Here is a 24,414-nt window from a genome sequence, read left to right as displayed (position 1 = left end):
GCCTTAGATCTTGTTATGGAGGTGAATGTCAGGCCAAGGCGGCCTGATAGCGTGCGGCAACTTCCGGCCAATTGATCACGCTATAGAACGCGTTGATATATTCCGGACGCCGGTTCTGATAACGCAGGTAGTAGGCATGCTCCCACACGTCCAGGCCGAGGATTGGCGTGTTGCCATTCATCAGGGGGCTGTCCTGATTACCGCTGCTTTCGACGACCAGGGTCTTTTGTGGAGTAACGCTCAGCCAGGCCCAGCCGCTGCCGAAACGGGTCAGTGCGGCTTTGGTGAAGGCTTCCTTGAAGCTCTCGAAACCGCCCACTTGCTCGTCGATAGCCTTGCCCAGCGCGCCCTCAGGCTTGCCTCCGCCTTGTGGCGACATCACTGCCCAGAACAACGAGTGGTTGGCATGGCCGCCACCTTGGTTGATCACCGCAGCGCGCAGTGTTTCCGGCAATTGCTGCACACTGGACACCAGTTTCTCTACCGGCCAGCCCGCGAACTCGGTGCCTTCGACGGCAGCGTTGAGGTTATTGATGTAGGTCTGATGGTGCTTGGTGTAGTGAATCTCCATGGTTTGCGCATCGATATGTGGCTCCAGGGCGTCGTAGGCGTAAGGCAAGGCAGGCAAGGTGTAGGACATCTCAATGTGCTCCGTAATAAGGACTGTTGCGAGTCGACGCATCCTGTTGCGCCGCGGTGCTGCCCAGCAGGCGATGGGTACGCGGGTACTCACCGTGATCGCTGATGAAATTCAACAGTTCAATGTAGGTCTTGCTGCTCTGGCGTAGCGCCGCCTCGCGTAACTGCGGGGTCAGGCGCGGGTCCTGCATCGCATGCAACAAGCGCTGGTGAATGGCGCAGAGGTACTCCGCGCTTTCTTCCGGCTGGTTCAGACGCAGATGCAGGTCCGCCAGGTTGTGATGGGAAATGACAAAAGCCGCCACCGCTTCGTCGGCATCCGCCCAGCGTTCGAACAACACTTGGGCCAGGGCCAGGGCTTGCAAATAGGCCTCGCGAGCGTCAACCAACTCGCCTTGCATAAAGCAGCGATTGGCCCGTTCGATCGTGCGTTTCCAGTGCTCCATGGTGAGCCTCCAAAGCAGTGTCGGTGATTACACGCCGCCGGCCGTGAGCTTTTCCGGGTCCAGCAGGACTTCCAGTTGGCTGCGGGGCAAGTCGGTGTGCTCCAGGGCGACATCAATCACCGGACGGCCCTGCTGATAAGCCTTCTTGGCGATTTCAGCAGCCTTCTGGTAACCGATGATCGGGTTGAGTGCAGTGACCAGGATCGGGTTACGCGACAACGCCTCCTTGAGCTTGGCTTCGTTGACCTTGAAGCTGCCAATCGCCTTGTCCGCCAGCAGACGGCTGGAGTTGGCCAGCAATTCGAGGCTGCTGAGCAGGTTCTGGGCGATGATCGGCAGCATTACGTTCAGCTCGAAGTTGCCGGACTGGCCTGCGACGGTGATCACCGTGTCATTGCCGATCACTTGGGCCGCGACCATGGCAGTGGCTTCCGGAATCACCGGATTGACCTTGCCCGGCATGATCGAGGAGCCCGGCTGCAGGCCCTCAAGCTCGATTTCACCGAGACCGGCGAGCGGCCCGGAGTTCATCCAGCGCAGATCATTGGCGATCTTCATCAGCGATACCGCGGTGGCTTTCAACTGACCGGAAACGGCGACAGCGGTGTCCTGGGAGCCGATCAGCGCGAACAGGTTCTTGCCCGGCGTGAATGTGACGTCGGTCAGCCTGCTCAGTTGCTGGCTGAAACGTGCGGCGAATTCCGGATGCGCGTTGATCCCGGTGCCGACCGCAGTGCCGCCCTGGGCCAGGGCCTGCAGGCTTGGCAGCAGGTCCTGCAGATGGCCGATATTGGCCTTGAGTTGCTGCGCCCAGCCATTGAGTACCTGGCTCATGCGCACCGGCATGGCGTCCATCAGGTGGGTGCGGCCGGTCTTGATGAACGGGTGGACTTCTTCGGCCTTGCGTTCGATCACCTGCACCAGATGCAGCAGGGCCGGCAGGGTTTGCTCATGCAAGACCAACGCGGCGCTGACGTGGATGGTGGTCGGAATGATGTCATTGCTGCTTTGGCCGCAGTTCACGTGGTCATTGGGGTTGACCGCCTCGCCCAGCAAGCGTGTGGCGAGGGTCGCAATCACTTCGTTGGCGTTCATATTGGAGCTGGTGCCGGAACCGGTCTGGAAAACATCCACCGGGAAGTGCTGCATGAAATCGCCTTCGAGCAAGCCTTGGGCCGCATCGACAATGGCCTTGCCCTGCCCTTCGCTGATTTGCTTGAGGTCGACGTTGACCTTGGCGGCGGCAGCCTTGGCCAGGATCAGCGCGCGAATGAATTGCGCGGGCATACGTTGACGGCTGATCGGGAAGTTGTTCACCGCGCGCTGGGTTTGTGCGCCATACAAGGCCTCGGCCGGCACTTGCAGTTCGCCCATGCTGTCGCGTTCGATACGGGTGTTACTCATCGGAGGATCCTTGCACAAGGTCAGACACAGAAAGGGAAGGCAGCAACTCGCAGGTCGCCAATTGCCAGGCAAAGGTCTGCCAGCGCTTGAGGCGGCAGGCGCAGTGGGACAGTTTTTCCAGGTCGCGCAGGGGGCGCCAGGCCTGGTCCAGGCATGTCGTGCGCCAATGCCAGGGCAGCGCAATATCGCCGGCGGTGTCGAGCAACAGATGGAATGAGGTTTCAGCGATCGTCCATGGATGGGTCGCAGTGCAGCACGCCAGGTATCGACCCTCGTTGAGGTAATGTTCGATCAGGCGCGGCTCGTCGGGATTGAGGCCGCAGCGAATCTGACGACTCATCCAGCGCCAGCTCTCCAGGTAAGGATCCTCATGCAGGACAGAACTCATGATCCACACTCATTCGGTAATGATATTTATTATTAAATGATATTGAGAATCAAAACAAGAGCAGCAAATCAATCCACCTGTCACGCAAGCACAAAAAAGGCGCGCCATCAGTGATGATGGCGCGCCTTTTCTGTTGAAGCGTCGGGAGGGTCAGCTGCCAGCGACAGTCATCCGCTCAATCAATACCGAACCTGTGTGAATGTTGCTACGCCGTTCCAGGTCGTTACCCACCGCGACGATTTGCTTGAACATGTCGCGCATGTTGCCGGCGATGGTCACTTCCTGGACCGCGAACTGAATCTCGCCGTTTTCCACCCAGAAACCCGCCGCACCACGGGAGTAATCACCGGTCACCATGTTCAGGCCATGCCCCATCAACTCAGTCACCAGCAGGCCACGTCCCATGCGACGCAGCAACGCCGCCTGGTCTTCATCGCCATGGGTAACGAACAGGTTGTGCACGCCACCGGCGTTGGCCGTGCTTGGCAGGCCGAGCTTGCGGCCGGAGTATGTCCCCAGCACATAGGACACCAACTCGCCGTTTTCGACGAACGGTTTGGCATAGGTCGCCAGGCCATCGCCGTCGAACGCCGAGCTCCCCATGGCACGCATCAGGTGCGGGCGCTCATCAAGGGTCAACCACTCCGGGAACAGCTTTTGCCCGATAGCGCCCTCAAGGAACGACGACTTGCGGTACAGGTTGCCGCCGGAAATCGCGCCTAGGAAACTGCTGAACAAACCACCGGCCAACTCCGCCGAAAACAACACCGGCACTTCGCAAGTTGGCACCGGACGCGCGCCCAAGCGGCTGGCGGCACGTTGTGCGGCGCGCTGGCCAATGCTGACCGGGTCCGCCAGCAACTCGCCCTGGCGGCTTACGTCGTACCAGTAATCACGCTGCATCTGGCCGTTGGCTTCAGCAATCATCACGCAGCTCAGGCTATGGCGAGTGGAGGCATACCCCCCTACAAAACCATGGCTGTTGCCGTAGACACGACAGCCCTGATGCGTGCTCAACGTGGTGCCATCGGCGTTCTTGATGCGGGCATCTGCATCGAACGCAGCGGCTTCGCAGGTCAATGCCAGTTCAATGGCCTGCTCCGGGGTAATGTCCCAGGCGTGGAACAGATCGAAGTCTTTCAAGTCCTTGGCCATCAGCGCTTTGTCGGCCAGGCCCGAGCTTTCATCCTCGGAGGTGTGCTTGGCAATCGCCAACGCGGCGGCGACGGTTTCGCGGATCGCCTCCGGGCCGCTCGCCGACGTACTGGCCGAACCTTTGCGCTGCCCTACGTACAAGGTGATGCCAAAACCCTGGTCGCGGTTGAACTCAACGGTTTCCACTTCCCGCTGGCGTACCGATGTCGACAGCCCCTGCTCCAGCGACACCGCCACCTCACAGGCACTGGCCCCCTGGCGCTTGGCCTCGGCAAGGATCTGCTCGACTTGTTCCTGCAGTGCCGGTAACGCTTGCGGGCCGACGCTTTGGGCTGCACTCATGGTTTTCTCCACTCAAATTCTGCTTTCGGTTAAGGCCATCGAGCGACCGGGCCGGACAAGCGGCCCCCGACTGGTTATCATGGCGGCGTTTCTTTGCGGACTGCCACCATGGTTGATTCTTACGACGACTCCCTCGATGGGGAGAAAAGCAAAACCCAGGTCAAACGTGAGCTGCATGCTCTGGTTGATCTGGGCGAGCGCCTTACAACGCTCAAGAAAGACTTGATTGCAAAACTGCCATTGACCGACGAAATGCGCCGGGCTCTTGCAGACGCACCCAAGCACACCGCGAATATCGCGCGTAAACGCCACATCATGTTTATCGGCAAGCTGATGCGCGATCAGGACACTGACGCCATTCTGGCCTTGCTCGATCAAACCGATGCCTCCACTCGCCAGTACAACGAACGTTTCCATAACCTGGAACGTTGGCGTGACCGCCTGATCTCGGGCGACGACGCCGTGCTGGAGAAATTCGTGCTGGACTACCCGGACGCGGACCGCCAGCAATTGCGCTCCCTGATCCGCCAGGCCCAACACGAACTGGCGCATAACAAGGCGCCGGCCACCAGCCGTAAAATCTTCAAGTACATCCGTGAGCTGGACGAGACTCAACGCGGTCTGCGCTGATCCTCTTCCCCGGGTGGCGATCTTCGCCACCCGAAGCTCCACCCTTCCTACGAGCCCGTGCCTCCCACGGTGATCGCATCAATTTTCAGCGTTGGCTGGCCGACACCCACCGGCACCGACTGCCCATCCTTGCCGCATGTGCCCACGCCGCTGTCCAGCGACAGGTCGTTACCGACCATCGACACCTTGCTCATGGCTTCCGGCCCGTTGCCAATCAACGTTGCGCCTTTGACCGGCGCGGTGATCTTGCCGTCTTCGATCAGGTACGCCTCGCTGGTGGAGAACACGAACTTGCCACTGGTGATGTCCACCTGGCCGCCACCCAGGTTGGCGCAGTAGATTCCGCGTTTTACCGAGGCGATGATTTCCGCCGGGTCGCTTTCGCCACCGAGCATGTAGGTGTTGGTCATGCGTGGCATCGGCAGGTGCGCATAGGACTCGCGACGACCGTTGCCGGTACGTGCCACGCCCATCAGACGAGCGTTGAGTTTGTCTTGCATATAGCCCTTGAGCACACCGTTTTCGATCAGCGTGGTGCATTCGGTTGGAGTGCCTTCGTCGTCGACACTCAACGAGCCACGGCGCCCGGCCAAAGTGCCGTCATCGACAATGGTGCACAGCTTGGACGCAACCATCTCGCCCATGCGCCCGCTGTAGGCCGAGCTGCCCTTGCGGTTGAAGTCACCTTCCAGACCATGGCCCACGGCCTCGTGCAGCAATACGCCGGACCAACCCGAGCCCAACACCACCGGCAAGGTACCGGCCGGGGCCGGAATGGCCTCCAGGTTCACCAGCGCCTGACGCAGCGCTTCACGGGCATACCCCATGGCGCGGTCATCAGTGAGGAAATAACGGTAGTCGGTACGCCCGCCGCCGCCGTGCCCGCCGCGCTCCCGGCGGCCATTCTGCTCGACGATCACACTGACGTTGAAGCGCACCAGCGGCCGTACATCCGCCGCCAGGCCGCCATCGGTGGAGGCCACCAGGATGCGCTCCCACACACCGGCCATGCTCACGGTGACCTGCTGGATACGCGGGTCAAGAGCGCGGGTAGCCGCGTCGACACGCTTGAGCAGCTCGACCTTCTCCGCACGGCTGATCACTTCCAGGGGGTTATCGGGGGCATACAATTGCGCCACGTCCTGGGTACTGAACGCCTGCACCGTACCGTTTTGCCCGGCACGGGAGATCGAACGCGCCGCGCGCGCCGCCAGGCCCAAGGCTTCCAGGGTGATCGCGTTGCTGTAGGCAAAACCGGTTTTTTCTCCGGATTGCGCACGCACGCCTACACCTTGGTCAAGGTTGAAACTGCCTTCCTTGACGATGCCGTCTTCAAGGGCCCAGGACTCGGAGATCTGCCCCTGGAAATACAGGTCAGCCGCGTCGATACCCGGCCCGGCCAGATCGCCCAGCACGGTTTGCAAGCTTTCGATGGTCACGCCACCAGGTGCCAGGAGGTGTTCACTGACTGAGGACAACAACTCGCTCATAGGTTTGGCCTTAAATTCATCGTTCCGAAGCAGGCCGCTGTGCGCCCTGCGAGAAAAAACGCCGGTGGCTGACCACCGGCATACGCGCCCGTATCGACGCTTGTTCACTGCTATCGCGCTCGGCCAACAACACCGCTTCGCCTTGATCCTGTTGCGCCAGCACCCGTCCCCACGGGTCGACGATCGCCGCGTGACCATAGGTTTCCCGCGGCCCCGGATGCACGCCGCCCTGGGCGGCCGCCAGCAGGTAACACTGGGTTTCGATGGCGCGTGCGCGAATCAGCACGTCCCAGTGCGCCGCGCCGGTCACCGCGGTAAACGCCGAAGGCGCGGTAATCAATTCAGCCCCTGCTGCACGCAACTCGCTGTACAGCTCGGGGAAGCGCAGGTCGTAACACACCGTCAGGCCCAATCGCCCCACCGGCGTGTCCGCCACCACCACGTTGCTGCCGAAAGCATAGTCGTCGGATTCACGATAACGACCGCGCGCGTCGGCAACGTCCACATCGAACAGGTGCAACTTGTCGTATCGGGCAACGATTTCGCCCTGGTCATCGACCAGCAGCGAACAGGCGTTGGACTTGGCGTACGGCTGATCCCTGGGCGGCAACGGCAAGGTGCCAGCCACTATCCATAAGGTGAGGTCGCGGGCGGTCTGTTTCAACCACGGCAGGATCGGTCCTTCGCCCAATGCCTCGGTCCGGCCGATATCGGCCACATCACGCCGGCCCATGGCGGCAAAGTTTTCCGGCAGCACCGCCAGCTTCGCCCCCCCTGCCGCCGCTTGCTCCAGCAGGCGCCGGGCCTGGGCAAGATTGGCCAGCACATCGCTCTGGCTGACCATTTGAATTACCGCAAAGGACATGGGCCGACTCTCCGTAATGGGCGTGCGACCATGCTACTCCACAGGCTCTCAGTTTGGCTTTTCAAATGGCTTGTCGAAGGTGATTTTCGGATCCTTCCACGGCCCCTCGACTTTGTATTGCACGCTGGCGAAGCGCGAAACGCGGTCACCGATCAGCTTGTCGATCAGGAACAACGCCCCACCAATCGCCGGAGCCCCCACGATCAACGCGGCAATCGGCAGGTTGTTGGTGACCGGCAATGTCACCAGCAACTTGGCGTCGACACGGTCGGCCACCAGATCCAGGGTGCCGTTAAGCTCAAGGTTGGTCGACGGCCCGGTCATGGTGATCGGCTCGCGGGTAACGAACACGCCGTTACTGGCAGCCAACAGGCCTTTGACCCGGTCATAACTCAAGCCCTTGCCGAGCAAGTCGGAAAAGTCCAGGCGCAACCGGCGCCCAATGGAGTTGAAATTGAGCAGGCCAAACACACGCAGGGCTTGGGCGCCGCCTTCCACTTCCACGAACTGACCGCTGCGAAAGGATGCGTCCAGGCTGCCGGAGAAACGTTTCGGCCCCACATAGGCCGGCGAGCCCGGCCAGCGCCCGTCCACGTCCAGATGGAAGTCCTTGCTGGTGACGGTCGGCGCATAACCCCAGCCCTTGAGTACATCGCCGATATTCTTACCGTCCAGGCGCCCCTTGTACCAACTGCCGCTGCTTCCCGGCGTGCCTTCCCAGCCGCCATCACCCTTGAGCTGCATGCCCTTGAGGCCAAGGTCCAGATTGGTGAAGGCCAAACCCTTGGTTGTCGGGCGGATCTTCAACGACCACGCGCCGATCAAGTCCGGCCCTTGGAACAGCTGGTCGATGGCAATGTCGAGCGCGGGAATATCCTTGGGGTCGATGTCGGCCAAAGGGTCCGGGGCGTTTTCATCGGCCTGTACGCTCGGGTCCACGGCCGGCAATTTCACATACTGCAGGTTGATCGCAATCGGCGCGCCCTTGGCGTCCGGCAGGTTCACCGTGCCCTTGGCCTGCTGGCTGTCGAGCTGCAGGCCCCACGCCGCGGGTTTGCGGTCCAACTGCAATTTGACCTGATCGAACTGGGTGCCAAAGCCGGTCAGCTTGCCGACCTTGAAGTCGGCCCCACTGAGCAATTGCTTGGCGCTGCCGCCCGGGTCGTTGCCCGCATAACGGTCCACGAGCTTCTTCCACGGGTCCAGATCCAGTTCCGACAAGACTCCGCGAATGCGCAGGCCTTTGACTGTCGGCAACAGCGCATCGCCATCACCGAGGAACAACTCGCCCCGGCCGTCATTGAACTTGTCCGGCGGCGCCGCGAAGGTGAAATTCGCCAACTCGCCATAATCGAACCAGTAGCGGCGCTCGTTACCCTGCAAGGTCATGCGGAACACACTGTCACGCCCCTGGCTGGCCGGCATGCCAAAGGGCGCCGGCAAATCCACTGCCACGCCCTTGAGGTTGGAGCTGACCATCAGTTGACTGTCGGCACCGTCAAGGTTCAGTTGCAGCTGGTATGGAATATCGCCGGAAACCGGCAACGGCTGGCTGATTTTCAACCAGTCCGTCAGCCGCTTGACCGTGACCTGCCCTTTGGCCGTCACGCGCGTACTGATATTGCCCGGCTTGCCGCCGGCAACAATCTGCGCGCTGATCGGCCGGTCGAACGCCTGGGCCGTGATGTTCTGGCCACTGAGGCCCTTGGCGCTGTCGAAGCGGAAATCCCCCTTGAGTTGGGTCAGGTCCAAGGTGGGCTCGGCCAATTGCAGGCGGGACTTGTCGGTCTTGAAGTCCACCACGATTTTCGGTTCGGCGCCCTTGGCCAGCGGTATGTCCAGATCCAGGCTGCCTTGCAGGTCGCCCTCGCCCTTCCAGCCGGCAAACGTCGAAGCCGTGCCGATCGGCGCTTCCTGAAGGATCTTCAGACCATCTCCCAGGCTGCCGGCAAAACCGCCGGTGAGCAGCAGGTGGCTGTCCTTGTCCGCCGGCGCATGGGGAATATTGACGTAGATGTCGTTGACCTTGGTGTCGAGCAATTGCCCCTTGCTGGCCAGGATGCGCACACCGCTCTCTTCGACGAACACCTCACCCGTGACCTTGCTCACATGCGGCCAGCCTGGCTGGAACGCCAGTTCGGCGTCATGCACCTTGAAGAACAGGCTGATATTGCGCGAGGCGGGCAACGCATCGTGGTTGAGCGAGCCCTGGTATTGGAAGAACCCCTCGTCGACCGCACCTTTGAGAATCGCCGTGCGCAGCCATTCATCCAGCGCCGGGCTCAACACCGCCGGCAGGTATTTGGAGGTGAAGCGCCCGTCGCCATCGACCATGCCCACCCGCAGGTCCATGTAGTCTTCGCGGCTTTGGTCAAAACTCAGGCGAATCAAGAAATCGGCAGCCACTTTGCCCTCTTCGCCCAGCACCTTGATATACGGCGCGATCAGGGTGAAGCCATCTTTATCCAGCTTCCACGTCAGGCGCGCATTGGCCTGGATGTACTGCCAGGGTTTGGCAAAGATGGGATCCAGGTGCAGGGAAAAGTCCTTGCTGTCCATGCGCAGTTCGCCATGGCCAAGGTCACCGCTGATACTGCCGGAAATGTTACGGGCAGCCGGGGCACCGAAGTAGGCGTCAAACCCCACACGTTCGAGATTGGCGGCGAAACTGAGTTTTTGATCCGTGGTGTCCTGAGGACGGAAATCCACCAGCACATTGCGCAGCAGGCCAATCGCCTTCAGGTGCTCGATGGTCGTGGCGAAACCTTCGGGCAACGGCGCCAGGGCATTGAGCAACGGTGTGATGGGGGTCAGGTCCAGGCGGTCCGCCTGAAGCTTCCACACCTCTTGGTCCTTGTCGGTGGCCAGGCTTTGCTGCAATTGCACGCGCGATTCCCAGCGGGTCTCGCCCAGGTTCATCGCCAGCGAGTCGAACAGCACCGTAAGACCGCTATCACTGCGTTGCAGGTAGGCGTTGAGGGCCAGGTTTTCAATGTGCACCGGCTTGCGCTCGGCGTAGCTGCCCTTGATCTGTGGCGAGTTGAGGCGCACCACCGCGCTTTGCATGGTGCCCTTTGCCCAGGTCAGCCAGAATTCGCCGCCGGCCTTGAATTGGGTGAGTTTCCATTGCTGCGTCAGCTTGGCCGGAATCCACTTGGCCCAGTCGCTCTGGGGCAGGCTCAGGTAGGCCTGTGCTTCAGCGTCTTGCCATTGGCTCGCACGAATCCGCGTGCGCAAGCTCAGTGCCAGGGGCTGGCCGTCAGGCAGGGTCAGGCGCGCGTCCAGGCGCTGGCGGGTGATGCCGGTGTGCAAGCTCAGGCCGACATATGTCAGGGTCAGCGGGGGCTGGTCGAAGGGTTGCAAGGTCACCTGGCTGTCGAGCAGCGACACGCGCTTGACCATCTGCATACGCTGTAGCAATTGCTGTGGGTCCAGCGGCTGGTCATCCTGCGCCGGCAGGCCTTGCAGCGCCCAGTGGCCGTCCTTGTCCTCCTTGACGCTGAGTTGCAGGCCACTGACTTCCAGATGTGCGACGCGCACTTCACGCGCCATCAGGCTGGCCCAGATGTCCGGCACCACTTCGACCTGATCCAGGCGCAAGGCGCTGCTGCCCTCGCCCAGCATCACGTCGTGGGCCAGCAGCATCGGCGCAAAGCCGCTCCAACGGCCTTCAAGGCTGCCAATGTGCAGCGGCATATCTACCGCCGCCTGGGCCCTGGCCTCGACTTCGGCGCGATATTCGGCCACAAGCGGGGTCAATTCGCGCCCCAGGCTCACGTACACCGCCGCCAGTACCAGCAGCAACGCGCAAAGGCCCAGGCCCCAACGGGTCAAAGCGGCAAAAAAGCGTGTCAGACGCTCCATGTCAGGCGACCCTCAAGACAGTCAAAAGTAAGCGAATGGGGATCAGAGCAGCACCACGTCGTATTGTTCCTGGGAATACATGGTTTCAACCTGGAAACGAATTGTGCGCCCGATAAACCCCTCCAATTCGGCGACGTTGCCCGACTCTTCGTCCAACAGGCGGTCGACCACTTTCTGGTTGGCGAGCACTCTATAACCTTCGGCCTGGTAAGCTCGCGCCTCTCGTAGGATTTCCCGGAAAATCTCGTAGCAAACGGTTTCCGGAGTCTTCAATTTACCGCGCCCCTGGCAACTGCTGCACGGCTCGCACAGCACTTGCTCAAGGCTTTCGCGGGTGCGCTTGCGGGTCATCTGTACCAGGCCCAGCTCGGTGATGCCGATAATGTTCGTCTTGGCGTGGTCGCGCTCCAGTTGCTTCTCGAGGGTGCGCAGCACCTGGCGCTGGTGTTCTTCATCTTCCATGTCGATGAAGTCGATGATGATGATCCCGCCCAGGTTGCGCAGGCGCAGTTGACGGGCAATCGCAGTGGCCGCTTCGAGGTTGGTCTTGAAGATGGTTTCTTCGAGATTGCGATGCCCCACGAACGCGCCAGTGTTGACGTCGATGGTGGTCATGGCCTCCGCAGGGTCCACCACCAGATAGCCACCGGACTTCAGTGGCACTTTGCGTTCCAGGGCTTTCTGGATTTCATCTTCAACGCCATACAGGTCAAAGATCGGCCGCTCGCCAGGATAGTGCTCCAGGCGATCGGCAATTTCCGGCATCAGCTCGGCAACAAATTGCGTGGTGCGCTGGAAGGTTTCCCGCGAGTCGATGCGAATTTTCTCAATCTTGGGGCTGACCAGATCACGCAGGGTACGCAGGGCCAGGCCCAGGTCTTCGTAGATGACACTGGGTGCGCCGATGGTCTTGATCTGTGCGCCGATCTGGTCCCACAGGCGCCGCAGGTAACGGATGTCCATGAGGATTTCATCGGCACCGGCACCCTCGGCGGCAGTGCGCAGGATGAAACCACCGGCCTCCTTGATGCCTTCGGCCGCCACACAGTCGCTGACCACCTTCTTCAGGCGCTCACGCTCGGCTTCATCTTCGATCTTCAGGGAAATGCCGACGTGGGCAGTACGCGGCATGTACACCAGATAGCGCGACGGAATCGACAGCTGCGTGGTCAGGCGCGCGCCTTTGGAGCCGATGGGGTCCTTGGTGACTTGCACCACCAGGCTCTGCCCTTCGTGCACCAGCGCGCTGATGCTCTCTACCGCCGGGCCTTCGCGCAGGGAGATTTCCGATGCGTGGATAAACGCTGCACGGTCCAGGCCGATGTCGACGAATGCCGCCTGCATGCCCGGCAATACACGCACCACCTTGCCTTTATAGATATTGCCAACGATCCCGCGCTTTTGGGTGCGCTCGACGTGCACTTCTTGCAGAACACCGTTCTCTACCACCGCCACGCGTGATTCCATCGGCGTGATATTGATCAGAATCTCTTCACTCATGGCTGGGTCTCGTTCAGGCGTTTTCACAATAGTGACCGATCGCTTAGGGCTGGGCGCTGGGGTTAGGCGTTCAGCGCGCGGTAAGGTGTTGCCAACAGGGTATGCCGAATTGACCGAGCAGTTGCGCGGTTTCGCACACCGGCAGGCCTACCACGGCGGAATAACTGCCATTGAGCCCGGCGACAAACACCGATCCAAGCCCTTGAATAGCATAGCCGCCCGCCTTGTCCTGGGGTTCGCCACTGTGCCAGTAGGTTGTAGCTTCCTCGACAGAAATACTGCGAAAACGTACACGACTGCTTACACAAACAGTTTCGCAGCGCTGGCCATCGGTAACGGCAATGGCAGTGAGCACGTCATGTTCACGCCCCGCCAGGGCCATCAACATGGCCAGGGCATCGGCTTGATCCACGGGTTTGCCGAGGATCTGGCCGTCGACAATGACGGCGGTGTCGGCCCCCAGCACACAGGCACCCGAGGCGTGTTCAAGCGCAGCCAAACCCGCCGCAGCCTTGCCGCGCGCCAGACGCTCGACGTAGGAAACGGCGGATTCGTGGGTAAGAGGAGTTTCATCAATCGCGGCGCTGACCACGGTGAAGGGCACACCGATCTGGGTCAGCAACTCACGTCGCCTCGGGGAGCCCGAGGCCAGATAAAGCGAATTCATGCAGACTCTCCCTGTAGGACTCGATAACCAGGCAGAGCCTCGCAATCCATTCAATTGATTTTATAGCGACGACGTAACCCACGCAGGCCAAAACTGATCCAAGGCCACAGCAGTGCACTGACCAGCGCCGGCAATACCAATGCGAGCGTCGGCTGGCGGTTGCCCGTCAGGGCACTGAGCCATAGCTGCACCAACTGCGCCAGGCCGAAGATCACCAGGATCACCAGGCACTGCTGCCACATCGGAAACATGCGCAAACGCTGCTGCAACGACAGCACCAGGAACGTGATCAGCGTCAGGATCAGCGCGTTCTGGCCCAGCAAGGTGCCATACAGCACGTCTTCCGCCAAGCCCAGGAACAGCGCGGTGACCATGCCGATCTTGTGCGGCAGGTTCAGCGACCAGAAGGCCAGCAGCAATGCCAGCCAGAGCGGACGCAGGATTTCCATGAATTGCGGCAACGGAGAAACGCTGAGCAGCAAGCCGACCGCGAAGGTCAACCAGACGATCCAGCCATTGCGCGAATGAGTACCGGCCATTATTCCTCCCTCTGCCGCGTGGTTGCCGGGGCCGTTGCCGCTGGACGGGCAGCCGGCGTTGCAGCAGGCGGTTTGGTCGCAGGCGTGGCAGTCGCGGGCGCCGAAGCAGGTGGTTTGGTGGCCGCCGGCTTGACCGCGTGCGCGTTGTGCGCAGCTGGCTTGACCGGCGTTGCGACCGGCGCCGCGGCAGCGGGAGTGGCCGCAGGTGTGGCCGATGGCGCAGCGGCAGGCTTGGGCACCGTCGCAGGGACGATCGGCGTGGTGCCGTTCTGCTTGTCTTCGGCTTCCTGGGCTTGGGCGGCATCGTTGGCGCGCTCTTCCGGGGTGCGGTTGTCGCTGAACACCAGCAGCAGATAGCGGCTGCGGTTCAAGGCGGCAGTCGGCACGGCACGGACGATGGCGAATGGCTGGCCGGAGTCGTGGATCACTTCCTTGACCGTCGCCACCGGATAACCCGCCGGGAACCGTTGACCCAGGCCGGAGCTGACCAACAGGTCGCCTTCCTTGATGTCGGCGGTATCGGCCACATGACGCAATTCCAGGCGTTCCGGGTTGCCGGTGCCGCTGGCAATCGCACGCAGGCCGTTGCGGTTGACCTGCACCGGAATGCTATGGGTCGTGTCCGTCAGCAACAGTACGCGCGAGGTGTAGGGCATCAACTCGACCACCTGGCCCATCAAGCCACGGGCATCGAGCACCGGTTGGCCGAGGACCACACCGTCGCGCTCACCTTTGTTGATGATGATGCGATGGGTGAAGGGGTTGGGGTCCATGCCGATCAACTCGGCGACTTCGACCTTCTCGTTGACCAGCGCGGAAGAGTTGAGCAACTCGCGCAGCCGAACGTTCTGCTCGGTGAGGGCCGCCAGCTTTTGCATGCGCCCCTGCAGCAGCAGGTTTTCAGTCTTGAGTTTTTCGTTCTCGGCGACCAGCTCGGTGCGGCTGCCGAATTGGCTGGCCACGCCCTGGAACAGCCGTTGCGGCAGGTCGGTGATCCAGTAAGTCTGCATCAACACCAGCGACATCTGGCTGCGCACGGGCTTGAGCAGTGCGAAACGGGCATCGACCACCATCAGCGCGACCGAAAGCACGACCAGCACCAACAAGCGCACGCCCAATGAGGGGCCTTTGGCGAAAAGCGGTTTAATAGGCCGCTCCTCCCAGGCAAATGTTCTCTTTACTCATACGGCATCTAACCGGCCTGGATGCAGGTTGAAGAAGATAAACGCCAACAGGCAGCACTGCAAAGTGCTGCCTGTTGGCGACGCATGAACCGACCAACGAAGCTTATTCGCTGGAGAGCAGGTCCATGGTGTGTTTATCCATCATTTCCAGTGCACGACCACCGCCACGGGCAACGCAGGTCAGCGGGTCTTCGGCAACGATCACCGGCAGGCCGGTTTCCTGGGCCAGCAACTTGTCCAGGTCGCGCAGCAAGGCGCCACCGCCGGTCAGCACCAGGCCACGCTCGGCGATGTCGGAAGCCAGTTCCGGCGGCGATTGCTCCAGGGCGCTCTTCACAGCCTGAACGATGGTGGCCAGGGACTCTTGCAGAGCTTCCAGCACTTCATTGGAGTTCAGGGTGAAGGCACGTGGAACACCTTCGGCCAGGTTGCGACCGCGAACATCGACTTCGCGCACTTCGCCGCCCGGGTAGGCGGTGCCGATTTCCTGCTTGATGCGCTCTGCGGTGGATTCACCGATCAGGCTGCCGTAGTTACGGCGCACATAGGTGATGATCGCTTCATCGAAGCGGTCGCCGCCGACGCGGACGGATTCGGCATACACCACACCGTTCAGGGAGATCAGGGCGATTTCGGTAGTACCACCACCGATATCCACCACCATCGAACCGCGGGCTTCTTCAACCGGCAGGCCGGCACCGATCGCAGCGGCCATTGGCTCTTCGATCAGGAAGACTTCGCGAGCACCAGCACCAAGGGCCGATTCACGGATGGCACGACGCTCCACCTGGGTGGACTTGCACGGAACGCAGATCAGCACACGCGGGCTGGGCTGCAGGAAACTGTTTTCGTGAACCTTGTTGATGAAGTACTGCAGCATCTTCTCGCAGACGCTGAAGTCGGCGATCACGCCGTCTTTCATCGGACGGATGGCGGCAATATTGCCTGGTGTACGGCCGAGCATGCGCTTGGCCTCGGTGCCGACGGCAACGACACTTTTCTGATTACCATGGGTCCGAATGGCCACAACCGATGGCTCATTCAGAACGATACCGCGCTCGCGCACGTAAATAAGGGTGTTGGCAGTGCCCAGGTCAATGGAAAGATCGCTGGAAAACATGCCACGCAGTTTCTTGAACATGGGGAAAGGACCCTAGGCAACGCGTGGGTAAAAAAGTGCGGCAAACTCTAACAACGACAGGGATTTTGGGCAAGGCGCCAATGTGCTAAATTGGCCGACTTTCTACGCACCAACCCCCACAATCGCGGCCATATGACCGTAGAAATGCGGTAGTGTTCCGACAATCTAACACACGGACGCCTTTCCACTGGAGAATCCCATGGCGCTTGAACGCTCCGACGTGGAAAAAATCGCTCACCTGGCCCACCTGGACCTGGTTGAAAGCGAAATTCCACAAACCACCGCAGCCCTGAACAGCATTCTCGGGCTGGTTGACCAAATGCAGGCCGTGAATACCGACGGCATCGAGCCCCTGGCTCACCCACTGGAAGCCAGCCAGCGCCTGCGCGCAGACGTCGTGACCGAACGTAATAATCGCGAGGCCTACCAGTCCATCGCACCAGCGGTCGAAAACGGCCTGTATCTGGTTCCGAAAGTCATCGACTAAAGGGAAAGAGCCTTTCATGCATCACATGACTCTGGCCGAGATCGCCCGCGGTCTCGCCGACAAAAAGTTTTCTTCCGAAGAGCTGACCAGGACCCTGCTGGCGCGTATCGCCGCACTGGACCCGCAGGTCAACAGCTTCATCAGCCTCACCGAAGAGCTGGCCCTGAGCCAGGCCAAGGCCGCCGACGCACGTCGCGCCAACGGTGAGAATGGCGCACTGCTGGGCGCTCCAATCGCCCACAAGGACTTGTTCTGCACCCAGGGTATTCGCACCAGCTGCGGCTCGAAGATGCTCGACAACTTCAAAGCGCCCTATGACGCCACCGTGGTGTCCAAGCTGGCTGCCGCCGGGGCCGTGACCCTGGGCAAGACCAACATGGATGAATTCGCCATGGGTTCGGCCAACGAATCGAGCTACTACGGCGCGGTGAAAAACCCGTGGAACCTGGAGCACGTGCCCGGCGGCTCGTCCGGCGGTTCGGCTGCAGCCGTTGCCGCGCGCTTCCTGCCGGCGGCCACCGCCACCGACACCGGCGGTTCGATCCGCCAGCCAGCGGCGTTCACCAACCTCACCGGCCTGAAGCCGACCTACGGTCGCGTTTCCCGCTGGGGCATGATCGCCTACGCCTCCAGCCTTGATCAGGGCGGCCCGTTGGCACGCACTGCCGAAGACTGCGCAATTTTGTTACAAGGCATGGCCGGGTTCGATCAACAGGACTCCACCAGCATCGATGAGCCAGTGCCGGACTACAGCGCCAGCCTCAACACGTCGATCAAGGGCCTGCGCATCGGCGTGCCGAAGGAGTACTTCAGCGCCGGTCTCGACCCACGCATCGCCGAACTGGTGCACAACAGCGTCAAGGAGCTGGAAAAGCTCGGCGCGGTGATCAAGGAAATCAGCCTGCCGAACAATCAGCACGCGATCCCTGCCTACTATGTGATCGCCCCGGCTGAAGCCTCTTCCAACCTGTCGCGTTTCGACGGCGTGCGCTTCGGCTATCGCTGCGAAAACCCGAAAGACCTGACCGACCTGTACAAACGCTCCCGAGGCGAAGGCTTCGGTGCCGAAGTACAACGCCGCATCATGGTCGGTGCCTACGCCCTGTCGGCCGGCTACTACGACGCGTACTACCTCAAGGCGCAAAAGATCCGTCGCCTGGTGAAGAACGACTTCATGGCTGCCTTTAATGAAGTCGACGTGATCCTCGGCCCCACCACGCCGAACCCGGCCTGGAAGCTCGGCGCCAAAAATGGCGACCCGGTGGCTGCGTACCTCGAAGACTTGTACACCATCACCGCCAACCTCGCGGGCCTGCCGGGCTTGTCCATGCCTGCCGGTTTCGTCGATGGCCTGCCGGTGGGCGTGCAATTGCTCGCCCCGTATTTCCAGGAAGGCCGCCTGCTCAATGTGGCGCACCAGTACCAGTTGCACACCGACTGGCACACCCGCACCCCTACCGGCTTCTGAGGAGAACACTATGCAATGGGAAGTCGTGATCGGGCTGGAGATTCATACCCAGCTCGCCACCCAATCGAAGATTTTCTCCGGTAGCGCCACCACGTTCGGCTCCGAGCCCAACACCCAGGCCAGCCTGGTCGACCTGGGCATGCCCGGTGTCTTGCCGGTGCTGAATCAGGAAGCGGTGCGCATGGCGGTGATGTTCGGCCTGGCGATAGACGCCGAGATCGGCCAGCACAACGTGTTCGCGCGCAAGAACTACTTCTACCCGGACCTGCCCAAGGGCTACCAGATCAGCCAGATGGAACTGCCGATTGTCGGCAAGGGCCACCTGGACATCCCTCTGGAAGACGGCACCATCAAGCGCGTCGGCGTCACCCGCGCACACCTGGAAGAAGATGCCGGCAAGAGCCTGCACGAAGAATTCCCGGGCGCCACCGGCATCGACCTGAACCGTGCCGGTACGCCGCTGCTGGAGATCGTTTCCGAACCGGACATGCGCAGCGCCAAGGAAGCCGTGGCCTACGTCAAGACCATCCACGCACTGGTGCGCTACCTGGGCATCTGCGACGGCAACATGGCAGAAGGTTCGCTGCGTTGCGACTGCAACGTGTCGATCCGTCCAAAGGGCCAGGTCGAGTTCGGCACCCGCTGCGAGATCAAGAACGTCAACTCGTTCCGCTTCATCGAGAAAGCGATCAACAGTGAAGTGCGTCGCCAGATCGAGCTGATCGAAGACGGCGGCAAGGTCATCCAGCAGACCCGCCTGTACGACCCGAACAAAGACGAAACCCGCGCCATGCGCAGCAAGGAGGAAGCCAACGACTACCGTTACTTCCCCGATCCGGACCTGTTGCCGGTGGTCATCGAGGACGCGTTCCTCAATGACGTACGCGCCACCCTGCCGGAATTGCCGCAGCAGAAACGCGAGCGCTTCCAGGCGCAGTTCGGCCTGTCGGTCTACGATGCCAGCGTGCTGGCCTCCAGCCGTGAGCAAGCCAACTACTTCGAAAAAGTCGTGAGCATTGCCGGTGACGCCAAGCTGGCGGCCAACTGGGTGATGGTCGAGCTGGGCAGCCTGTTGAACAAGCAGGGCCTGGAAATCGACGAAGCCCCGGTCACTGCCGAGCAGTTGGGCGGCATGCTGCTGCGCATCAAGGACAACACCATCTCCGGCAAGATCGCCAAGACCGTGTTCGAAGCCATGGCCAGCGGTGAAGGCAGCGCCGACGAGATCATCGAGAACCGCGGCCTCAAGCAAGTCACCGACAGCGGCGCGATCTCGGCCGTGCTGGACGAAATGCTCGCGGCCAACGCCGAGCAGGTCGAACAGTACCGTGCGGCAGACGAAGCCAAGCGCGGCAAGATGTTCGGCTTCTTTGTGGGCCAGGCAATGAAAGCCTCCAAAGGCAAGGCCAACCCGCAACAGGTGAACGAATTGCTCAAAAGCAAGCTCGAAGGCTGATAGCGACGAATGGTCCGAGCGAGATCCCATGCTCAACTCGGACCCTTTGTGGGAGCGGGCTTGCTCGCGAAGGTGGTTGATCAGTGAAGGAATACTTGGCTGACACACCGCCTTCGCGAGCAAGCCCGCTCCCACATTTGATAAGGGGGTATCCTTGAAAATGCAGCGTCTATTTGCCCTTCTGGCCCTGTTCTCGCTGTTGGCCGGCTGCGCCAGCGGCGTCATCAACCCCAACGGCTACGACGAAACCGGCACCGCCTCCTATTACGGCGCCAAGCACCACGGCAAAAAGACCGCCAGCGGTGAACCCTTCAACCAGAACGCCCTGACCGCCGCCCACCGGCAACTGCCGTTCGGCACCCAGGTCAAGGTCACCAACTTGAACAACGACAAATCCGTGGTGGTGCGTATCAATGATCGCGGCCCGCATACCCGTGGGCGCTTGATCGATCTTTCACGCAAGGCCGCCGAGCAGTTGGGCATGATCAGCAGCGGGACCGCACGCGTGCGGGTACAAGCCCTTGGCAACTGAGGAGCCCTGGCCATTTTCGGATTACTGACAGCCCTCTCCCCCTGGAGCCTGCTCGAACTAGTCGGCGGCCTGCTGCTGCTGATCACCGGCGCCGAAATCCTGGTGCGCGCGGCGGTGCGCCTGGCTGCCAGCCTCAAGGTGCGGCCACTGATCATCGGCCTGACGATCGTCGCCTTCGGCAGCAGCGCACCGCAGATGAGCGTCAGCCTGCAAGCCACCCTGGCAGGCAACACCGACATCGCGGTGGGCAGCGTGATCGGCAGCAGCATCTTCAATATCCTCGTCACCCTGGGCCTGTCGGCGCTGATCATCCCGCTGCGGGTCTCGCGCCAGCTGGTACGCCTGGACATCCCGGTGATGATTCTCGCCGCGCTGCTGGTGTTCACGCTGGCGGCCAATGAAGCACTCACACCGGCCGATGGCCTGTTGTTGCTGAGCGCGCTGATCGCCTACCTCGGCGTGCTGCACTACCAGACCCGCCACTCTCGCCGCCCACGCACCCTGGACACCGTGGCCCGCGCGCCCTGGCTGAGCAGCGTGCTGTTGATAGTCGGTGGGCTGCTGATCCTGCTGCTTGCCGGCCACCTGCTGCTCGCTGGGGCGGTGGATGTAGCGGCGGACCTGGGCTTGTCGGAGCGCATAATCGGCCTGACGCTGATCGGCGTCGGCACCTCCCTGCCGTGCCTGGCGACCTCGCTGATCGCCGCCCTGCGCGGCCAGCGGGAAATCGCCGTGGGCAACGTGATCGGCAGCAACCTGTTCAACCTGCTGGGTGTGCTGGGGTTCACCGCCCTGGTGGCGCCCACGCCGCTGTCGGTATCGCCCAATGCCTTGGATTTCGACCTGCCGGTGATGCTCGCCGCCGCGGCGCTGTGCCTGCCGGTGTTCTACAGCGGCTACCGCGTAACCCGCGCCGAAGGCCTGGTGCTGCTGGGCCTGTACCTGGCGTATGGGCTGCATGTGATGTCGTTCACCACTGGCATGCCGCTGGCCACCAAGCTTGAACACCTGATGCTGTATTACGTCCTGCCAGTGCTGGTGGCATTCCTGTTGTTCAGCACGCTGCGAGCCTGGCGCCGTCAACACAAGAGGGAATCGCAATGACCGATCAGAAGAAGTCCGGGGTTGAAATGCGTCGCCAGGTCATGGGCGACGTGTTCGTCGACCGCGCCTTGGGCAACGCCACCGAATTCACACAACCGTTGCAGGATTTCGTCAATGAACATGCATGGGGCGGTGTGTGGAATCGCGAAGGCTTGCCGCTGAAGACCCGCAGCCTGATCACTCTCGCCGCCCTCACCGCGCTCAAGTGCCCGCAGGAACTCAAGGGGCACGTACGGGGTGCGTTGAACAATGGCTGTACGGTGGAAGAGATTCGCGAGGCACTGCTGCATTGCGCGGTGTATGCGGGTGTACCGGCGGCGATCGATGCGTTCAGGGCGGCGCAGGAAGTGATTGAGGCGTATCAGGCCGATCAGCAGTGACGGCTAGCTAGCATTCGCGGGCAAGCCCGCTCCCCCAGTTGGCCAAGCTTCAACCTGAGAACGCGGCCGGATGTGGGAGCGGGCTTGCTCGCGAATGGCCCCCACAAAATTCAGATCCACCCACCCGCCTGCAACACGAAAATCCCGATATTCGTGGTCACCGCCGCCATCAGCGTGGTGATCACGATAATCGCCGCCGCCAGCTCGTGATTGCCCTCCGCTGCCCTGGCCATCACAAAACTGGCCGCGGCCGTCGGCGCGCCGAAATACAGGAACAGAATCCCCAACTCCGGACCCCGGAAACCCAACAGCCAGGCGCCCAGCGTGGCCACCAGCGGCAACCCGATCATCTTCACCAGGCTCGCACTCAAGGCCATGCTCCCGCTTTTACGCAGCGCCGCCAGCGACAGGGTGCCACCGATGCAGATCAGCGCCAGCGGCAAGGTCATGTCTGCCAGATAGCGGCCGGAAGACTCCAACCAACCCGGCAGGCCAATCTGGAACACCGCGAACGGCGTGGCCACGATCACGCTGATGATCAACGGGTTGGCCACCACACTCTTGCAGATGCTCCATGGGTCGGACTTGATCACCGGGCTGTACACCGCCAGCACAATGGTCGACAGCGTGTTGTAGAACAGGATCACCAGCGCGGCGAGGATCGCGCCGAGGGAGATACCGTAATCGCCGTACATGCTGGCCGCCAACGCCAGGCCAATCACCCCGTTGTTGCCGCGAAAGGCGCCCTGGGTATAGATGCCGCGGTCTTCACGCGGGCAGCGAAACAGCGCCCAGCCCCAGGCCAGGGCAAAGCTGAGCAGCGTGGCGACGGCAAAATAGATCAGCAAACCCGGCTTGAGTGCCGAGTGCAGGTCGGCATGCAGGATGCCAAGAAACAGCAGCGCCGGCATGGTGACGTTGAACACCAGGGACGACGCCGTGTGGATAAAGTTGTCGTTGATCCAGTCGATGCGCTTGAGCAGCACACCGAGAAACAGCATGGCAAACACCGGCGCGGTGATGGACAGGGTGGTGAGGAAAATTGCCAGCATGCCGGGGAGAACCTTGGTGAGCGTCGTTAGGTGGCTAATGATAAGCCATGCAGCCCACTTCGTCCCGGCAACGCTGATCATATGTGGGAGCTGGCTTGCCTGCTCCCACAAGGTCCGCGGCGGTCTCAGGTAATGGGTGCTGGGTTGAACAAGGTGATGTCGTTATGCAGCTTGTGATGCTCAGCCCACGTTTGCTTCTTGCCGCTGGCCACGTCCAGATAGAAGTGAAACAACTCCCAACCCAGTTCCTCGATGCTCGCCCGCCCAGTTGCAATACGCCCAGCGTCGATATCGATCAGGTCCGGCCAGCGCTGCGCCAACTCCGTACGCGTCGACACCTTCACCACCGGCGCCATCGCCAGCCCGTAAGGCGTGCCACGCCCTGTGGTGAACACATGCAGGTTCATCCCCGCCGCCAACTGCAAGGTGCCGCAAACAAAGTCACTGGCCGGCGTCGCGCAAAAAATCAGGCCCTTGCCCTTGAAGCGCTCGCCCGGACCCAGCACGCCACTGATCGCGCTACTGCCGGATTTGACGATCGAACCCAGGGACTTTTCGACAATATTCGACAACCCGCCCTTCTTGTTGCCCGGCGTGGTATTGGCACTGCGATCGGCCTCGCCCTTGGCCAGGTAGCGGTCGTACCAGTCCATTTCCCGGACCAGTTCCTCGGCGACTTCCTTGCTCTCGGCGCGCGAAGTCAGCAGGTAGATGGCATCGCGGACTTCAGTCACTTCGGAAAACATCACCGTCGCCCCGGCCCGCAGCAACAAATCCGAGGCATAACCCAGCGCCGGGTTGGCGGTGATCCCGGAAAACGCATCGCTGCCCCCGCACTGCATGCCCAGGATCAGTTCCGAGGCTGGCACGGTTTCGCGGCGGCGTTGATCGAGTTTCTTCAAGCGCGTCTCAGCCAGGGCCATGATCTGCTCGATCATCTCGGTAAAGCCATGGCTGGAATCCTGGAGCCGATACAACCACGGCTCGCTCAAATCGACCGAGCTGTCGTTGTCGTGCATCACCTGCCCGGCCTGCAATTTCTCACAGCCCAGGCTGATCACCAGGGCTTCGCCCCCCAGGTTCGGGTTGCGGGCCAGGTTACGCAAGGTGCGGATCGGGATGTAGGCATCCGTCGCGGTAATGGCCACGCCACACCCGTAACTGTGGGTCAGCGCCACCACGTCATCGACATGGGGGTACTTGGGCAGCAACTCGTCCTTGATGCGCTTGACCGCATGGTCCAGCACCCCGGTAACGCACTGCACCGTGGTGGTGATACCGAGGATATTGCGCGTACCGACGGTGCCGTCGGCGTTGCGATACCCTTCGAAGGTGAAACCCTCCAACGGTGCCTGAGTTTCAGGCACCTCGGTGGCCAGTGGCAGGCTGTCCAACGGTGGCGCGGTGGGCATGCGCAGTTGATCTTCCTGGACCCAACTGCCACGGGGAATCGGCGCCAAGGCGTAACCGATGGTCTGGCCGTAGCGAATAATCTGACCGCCCTCGGGAATATCTTCCAGGGTCACCTTGTGGCTCTGGGGGATGAAATCCACGGTCACCAGGCCGTCCGGGAACTCGGTCCCGGCCGGTACGCCCTGGTCATTGACCACGATCACCACGTTGTCGCGCTCGTGCAAACGGATGGAGCGCGGCGAGTCGGCATGTTCAATCAACTGCATTA

Annotated in this window: 22 protein-coding genes; 7 read left to right on the top strand and 15 right to left on the bottom strand. The window is 61.5% G+C overall.

Annotated elements, in window-relative coordinates; all coding sequences use genetic code 11:
- Positions 1–28: 28 nt before the first annotated feature.
- From OPU96_RS16990 to pmbA, 5 genes are all read right to left on the bottom strand, one after another.
- Complete coding sequence (locus OPU96_RS16990) at positions 29–640, bottom strand: superoxide dismutase (protein WP_192297677.1); 612 nt, start codon at positions 638–640, stop codon at positions 29–31.
- A gap of 1 nt (position 641) precedes the next feature.
- Positions 642–1,085 (bottom strand): DUF2753 family protein, encoded by a 444-nt coding sequence (locus tag OPU96_RS16985; RefSeq protein ID WP_192297678.1) that lies wholly within the window; start codon positions 1,083–1,085, stop codon positions 642–644.
- Positions 1,086–1,112: 27 nt separating this feature from the next.
- On the bottom strand, positions 1,113–2,489 hold the full coding sequence (locus OPU96_RS16980; RefSeq protein WP_192297679.1) for a class II fumarate hydratase: 1,377 nt from the start codon (positions 2,487–2,489) through the stop codon (positions 1,113–1,115).
- On the bottom strand, positions 2,482–2,877 hold the full coding sequence (locus tag OPU96_RS16975) for a FagA protein (RefSeq protein WP_192297680.1): 396 nt from the start codon (positions 2,875–2,877) through the stop codon (positions 2,482–2,484). The genes OPU96_RS16980 and OPU96_RS16975 overlap by 8 nt, the downstream gene beginning before the upstream one ends.
- Before the next feature lie 150 nt (positions 2,878–3,027).
- Positions 3,028–4,374 carry a metalloprotease PmbA gene (pmbA, locus tag OPU96_RS16970; protein WP_192297681.1) on the bottom strand — a complete coding sequence of 449 codons (1,347 nt, stop codon included), beginning with the start codon at positions 4,372–4,374 and terminating at the stop codon, positions 3,028–3,030.
- 108 nt (positions 4,375–4,482) lie between these two features.
- Between pmbA and yjgA the strand changes: the two genes are divergently transcribed.
- Positions 4,483–5,004 (top strand): ribosome biogenesis factor YjgA, encoded by a 522-nt coding sequence (yjgA, locus tag OPU96_RS16965; protein WP_025856302.1) that lies wholly within the window; start codon positions 4,483–4,485, stop codon positions 5,002–5,004.
- 47 nt (positions 5,005–5,051) lie between these two features.
- Here yjgA and tldD read toward each other — a convergent pair whose 3' ends face one another.
- The 8 genes from tldD to mreB form a co-directional block, all read right to left on the bottom strand.
- Positions 5,052–6,494, bottom strand: coding sequence for a metalloprotease TldD (gene tldD, locus OPU96_RS16960; RefSeq protein WP_053131569.1), 1,443 nt, complete (start codon positions 6,492–6,494; stop codon positions 5,052–5,054).
- Between the two features lie 16 nt (positions 6,495–6,510).
- On the bottom strand, positions 6,511–7,359 hold the full coding sequence (locus tag OPU96_RS16955) for a carbon-nitrogen hydrolase family protein (RefSeq protein ID WP_192297682.1): 849 nt from the start codon (positions 7,357–7,359) through the stop codon (positions 6,511–6,513).
- A 48-nt stretch (positions 7,360–7,407) separates the two neighbouring features.
- Positions 7,408–11,223 (bottom strand): YhdP family protein, encoded by a 3,816-nt coding sequence (locus OPU96_RS16950; RefSeq protein ID WP_498559389.1) that lies wholly within the window; start codon positions 11,221–11,223, stop codon positions 7,408–7,410.
- 42 nt (positions 11,224–11,265) lie between these two features.
- Positions 11,266–12,723, bottom strand: coding sequence for a ribonuclease G (gene rng, locus OPU96_RS16945; protein WP_010213134.1), 1,458 nt, complete (start codon positions 12,721–12,723; stop codon positions 11,266–11,268).
- 70 nt (positions 12,724–12,793) lie between these two features.
- Positions 12,794–13,390 (bottom strand): Maf family protein, encoded by a 597-nt coding sequence (locus OPU96_RS16940; RefSeq protein ID WP_192297684.1) that lies wholly within the window; start codon positions 13,388–13,390, stop codon positions 12,794–12,796.
- Between the two features lie 50 nt (positions 13,391–13,440).
- Positions 13,441–13,929, bottom strand: coding sequence for a rod shape-determining protein MreD (gene mreD / locus OPU96_RS16935; RefSeq protein ID WP_192297685.1), 489 nt, complete (start codon positions 13,927–13,929; stop codon positions 13,441–13,443).
- Positions 13,929–15,077, bottom strand: a complete 1,149-nt coding sequence (mreC, locus tag OPU96_RS16930; protein ID WP_498559398.1) for a rod shape-determining protein MreC — start codon at positions 15,075–15,077, stop codon at positions 13,929–13,931. The genes mreD and mreC overlap by 1 nt, the downstream gene beginning before the upstream one ends.
- 139 nt (positions 15,078–15,216) lie before the next feature.
- Positions 15,217–16,254, bottom strand: coding sequence for a rod shape-determining protein MreB (gene mreB, locus OPU96_RS16925; RefSeq protein ID WP_002555108.1), 1,038 nt, complete (start codon positions 16,252–16,254; stop codon positions 15,217–15,219).
- A 199-nt stretch (positions 16,255–16,453) separates the two neighbouring features.
- Here mreB and gatC point away from each other — a divergent pair, with 199 nt between their 5' ends.
- The 6 genes from gatC (at position 16,454) to OPU96_RS16895 (ending at position 21,681) form a co-directional block, all read left to right on the top strand.
- Positions 16,454–16,741, top strand: a complete 288-nt coding sequence (gene gatC, locus OPU96_RS16920) for an Asp-tRNA(Asn)/Glu-tRNA(Gln) amidotransferase subunit GatC (RefSeq protein WP_192297686.1) — start codon at positions 16,454–16,456, stop codon at positions 16,739–16,741.
- Between the two features lie 16 nt (positions 16,742–16,757).
- Positions 16,758–18,209 (top strand): Asp-tRNA(Asn)/Glu-tRNA(Gln) amidotransferase subunit GatA, encoded by a 1,452-nt coding sequence (gene gatA, locus OPU96_RS16915; RefSeq protein WP_192297687.1) that lies wholly within the window; start codon positions 16,758–16,760, stop codon positions 18,207–18,209.
- Positions 18,210–18,219: 10 nt separating this feature from the next.
- On the top strand, positions 18,220–19,665 hold the full coding sequence (gene gatB / locus OPU96_RS16910) for an Asp-tRNA(Asn)/Glu-tRNA(Gln) amidotransferase subunit GatB (protein WP_226456475.1): 1,446 nt from the start codon (positions 18,220–18,222) through the stop codon (positions 19,663–19,665).
- 160 nt (positions 19,666–19,825) lie between these two features.
- On the top strand, positions 19,826–20,197 hold the full coding sequence (locus OPU96_RS16905) for a septal ring lytic transglycosylase RlpA family protein (RefSeq protein WP_192297689.1): 372 nt from the start codon (positions 19,826–19,828) through the stop codon (positions 20,195–20,197).
- 24 nt (positions 20,198–20,221) lie between these two features.
- A complete protein-coding gene (locus tag OPU96_RS16900; protein ID WP_192297836.1) occupies positions 20,222–21,301 on the top strand; it encodes a calcium/sodium antiporter in 1,080 nt (359 codons plus the stop codon).
- Positions 21,298–21,681 carry a carboxymuconolactone decarboxylase family protein gene (locus tag OPU96_RS16895; RefSeq protein WP_124527480.1) on the top strand — a complete coding sequence of 128 codons (384 nt, stop codon included), beginning with the start codon at positions 21,298–21,300 and terminating at the stop codon, positions 21,679–21,681. Before OPU96_RS16900 ends, OPU96_RS16895 begins: the two co-directional genes overlap by 4 nt.
- A gap of 110 nt (positions 21,682–21,791) precedes the next feature.
- Here the strand turns inward: OPU96_RS16895 and OPU96_RS16890 are convergent, their stop codons facing one another.
- Positions 21,792–22,733, bottom strand: coding sequence for an AEC family transporter (locus OPU96_RS16890; protein WP_192297690.1), 942 nt, complete (start codon positions 22,731–22,733; stop codon positions 21,792–21,794).
- A gap of 125 nt (positions 22,734–22,858) precedes the next feature.
- Positions 22,859–24,412, bottom strand: coding sequence for a galactarate dehydratase (gene garD, locus OPU96_RS16885; RefSeq protein ID WP_498559388.1), 1,554 nt, complete (start codon positions 24,410–24,412; stop codon positions 22,859–22,861).
- Between the last annotated feature and the right edge of the window lie 2 nt (positions 24,413–24,414).

It is taken from the genome of Pseudomonas sp. RP-B7 (assembly GCF_059803535.1).
The sequence above is the reverse complement of the archived record's forward strand: the minus strand, read 5'-3'. Positions and strand labels throughout refer to the sequence as shown.

What these genes read in the sequence shown, in the direction of transcription:
- OPU96_RS16985 (WP_192297678.1), bottom strand. Translation starts at nt 1,085, where the DNA reads ATGGAGCACTGGAAACGCACGATCGAACGGGCCAATCGCTGCTTTATG.
- OPU96_RS16890 (WP_192297690.1), bottom strand. Translation starts at nt 22,733, where the DNA reads ATGCTGGCAATTTTCCTCACCACCCTGTCCATCACCGCGCCGGTGTTT.
- pmbA (WP_192297681.1), bottom strand. Translation starts at nt 4,374, where the DNA reads ATGAGTGCAGCCCAAAGCGTCGGCCCGCAAGCGTTACCGGCACTGCAG.
- gatB (WP_226456475.1), top strand. Translation starts at nt 18,220, where the DNA reads ATGCAATGGGAAGTCGTGATCGGGCTGGAGATTCATACCCAGCTCGCC.
- garD (WP_498559388.1), bottom strand. Translation starts at nt 24,412, where the DNA reads ATGCAGTTGATTGAACATGCCGACTCGCCGCGCTCCATCCGTTTGCAC.
- OPU96_RS16980 (WP_192297679.1), bottom strand. Translation starts at nt 2,489, where the DNA reads ATGAGTAACACCCGTATCGAACGCGACAGCATGGGCGAACTGCAAGTG.
- OPU96_RS16950 (WP_498559389.1), bottom strand. Translation starts at nt 11,223, where the DNA reads ATGGAGCGTCTGACACGCTTTTTTGCCGCTTTGACCCGTTGGGGCCTG.
- yjgA (WP_025856302.1), top strand. Translation starts at nt 4,483, where the DNA reads ATGGTTGATTCTTACGACGACTCCCTCGATGGGGAGAAAAGCAAAACC.
- OPU96_RS16990 (WP_192297677.1), bottom strand. Translation starts at nt 640, where the DNA reads ATGTCCTACACCTTGCCTGCCTTGCCTTACGCCTACGACGCCCTGGAG.
- gatA (WP_192297687.1), top strand. Translation starts at nt 16,758, where the DNA reads ATGCATCACATGACTCTGGCCGAGATCGCCCGCGGTCTCGCCGACAAA.
- OPU96_RS16905 (WP_192297689.1), top strand. Translation starts at nt 19,826, where the DNA reads ATGCAGCGTCTATTTGCCCTTCTGGCCCTGTTCTCGCTGTTGGCCGGC.
- OPU96_RS16940 (WP_192297684.1), bottom strand. Translation starts at nt 13,390, where the DNA reads ATGAATTCGCTTTATCTGGCCTCGGGCTCCCCGAGGCGACGTGAGTTG.
- OPU96_RS16895 (WP_124527480.1), top strand. Translation starts at nt 21,298, where the DNA reads ATGACCGATCAGAAGAAGTCCGGGGTTGAAATGCGTCGCCAGGTCATG.
- OPU96_RS16955 (WP_192297682.1), bottom strand. Translation starts at nt 7,359, where the DNA reads ATGTCCTTTGCGGTAATTCAAATGGTCAGCCAGAGCGATGTGCTGGCC.
- mreB (WP_002555108.1), bottom strand. Translation starts at nt 16,254, where the DNA reads ATGTTCAAGAAACTGCGTGGCATGTTTTCCAGCGATCTTTCCATTGAC.
- rng (WP_010213134.1), bottom strand. Translation starts at nt 12,723, where the DNA reads ATGAGTGAAGAGATTCTGATCAATATCACGCCGATGGAATCACGCGTG.
- OPU96_RS16975 (WP_192297680.1), bottom strand. Translation starts at nt 2,877, where the DNA reads ATGAGTTCTGTCCTGCATGAGGATCCTTACCTGGAGAGCTGGCGCTGG.
- gatC (WP_192297686.1), top strand. Translation starts at nt 16,454, where the DNA reads ATGGCGCTTGAACGCTCCGACGTGGAAAAAATCGCTCACCTGGCCCAC.
- tldD (WP_053131569.1), bottom strand. Translation starts at nt 6,494, where the DNA reads ATGAGCGAGTTGTTGTCCTCAGTCAGTGAACACCTCCTGGCACCTGGT.
- mreD (WP_192297685.1), bottom strand. Translation starts at nt 13,929, where the DNA reads ATGGCCGGTACTCATTCGCGCAATGGCTGGATCGTCTGGTTGACCTTC.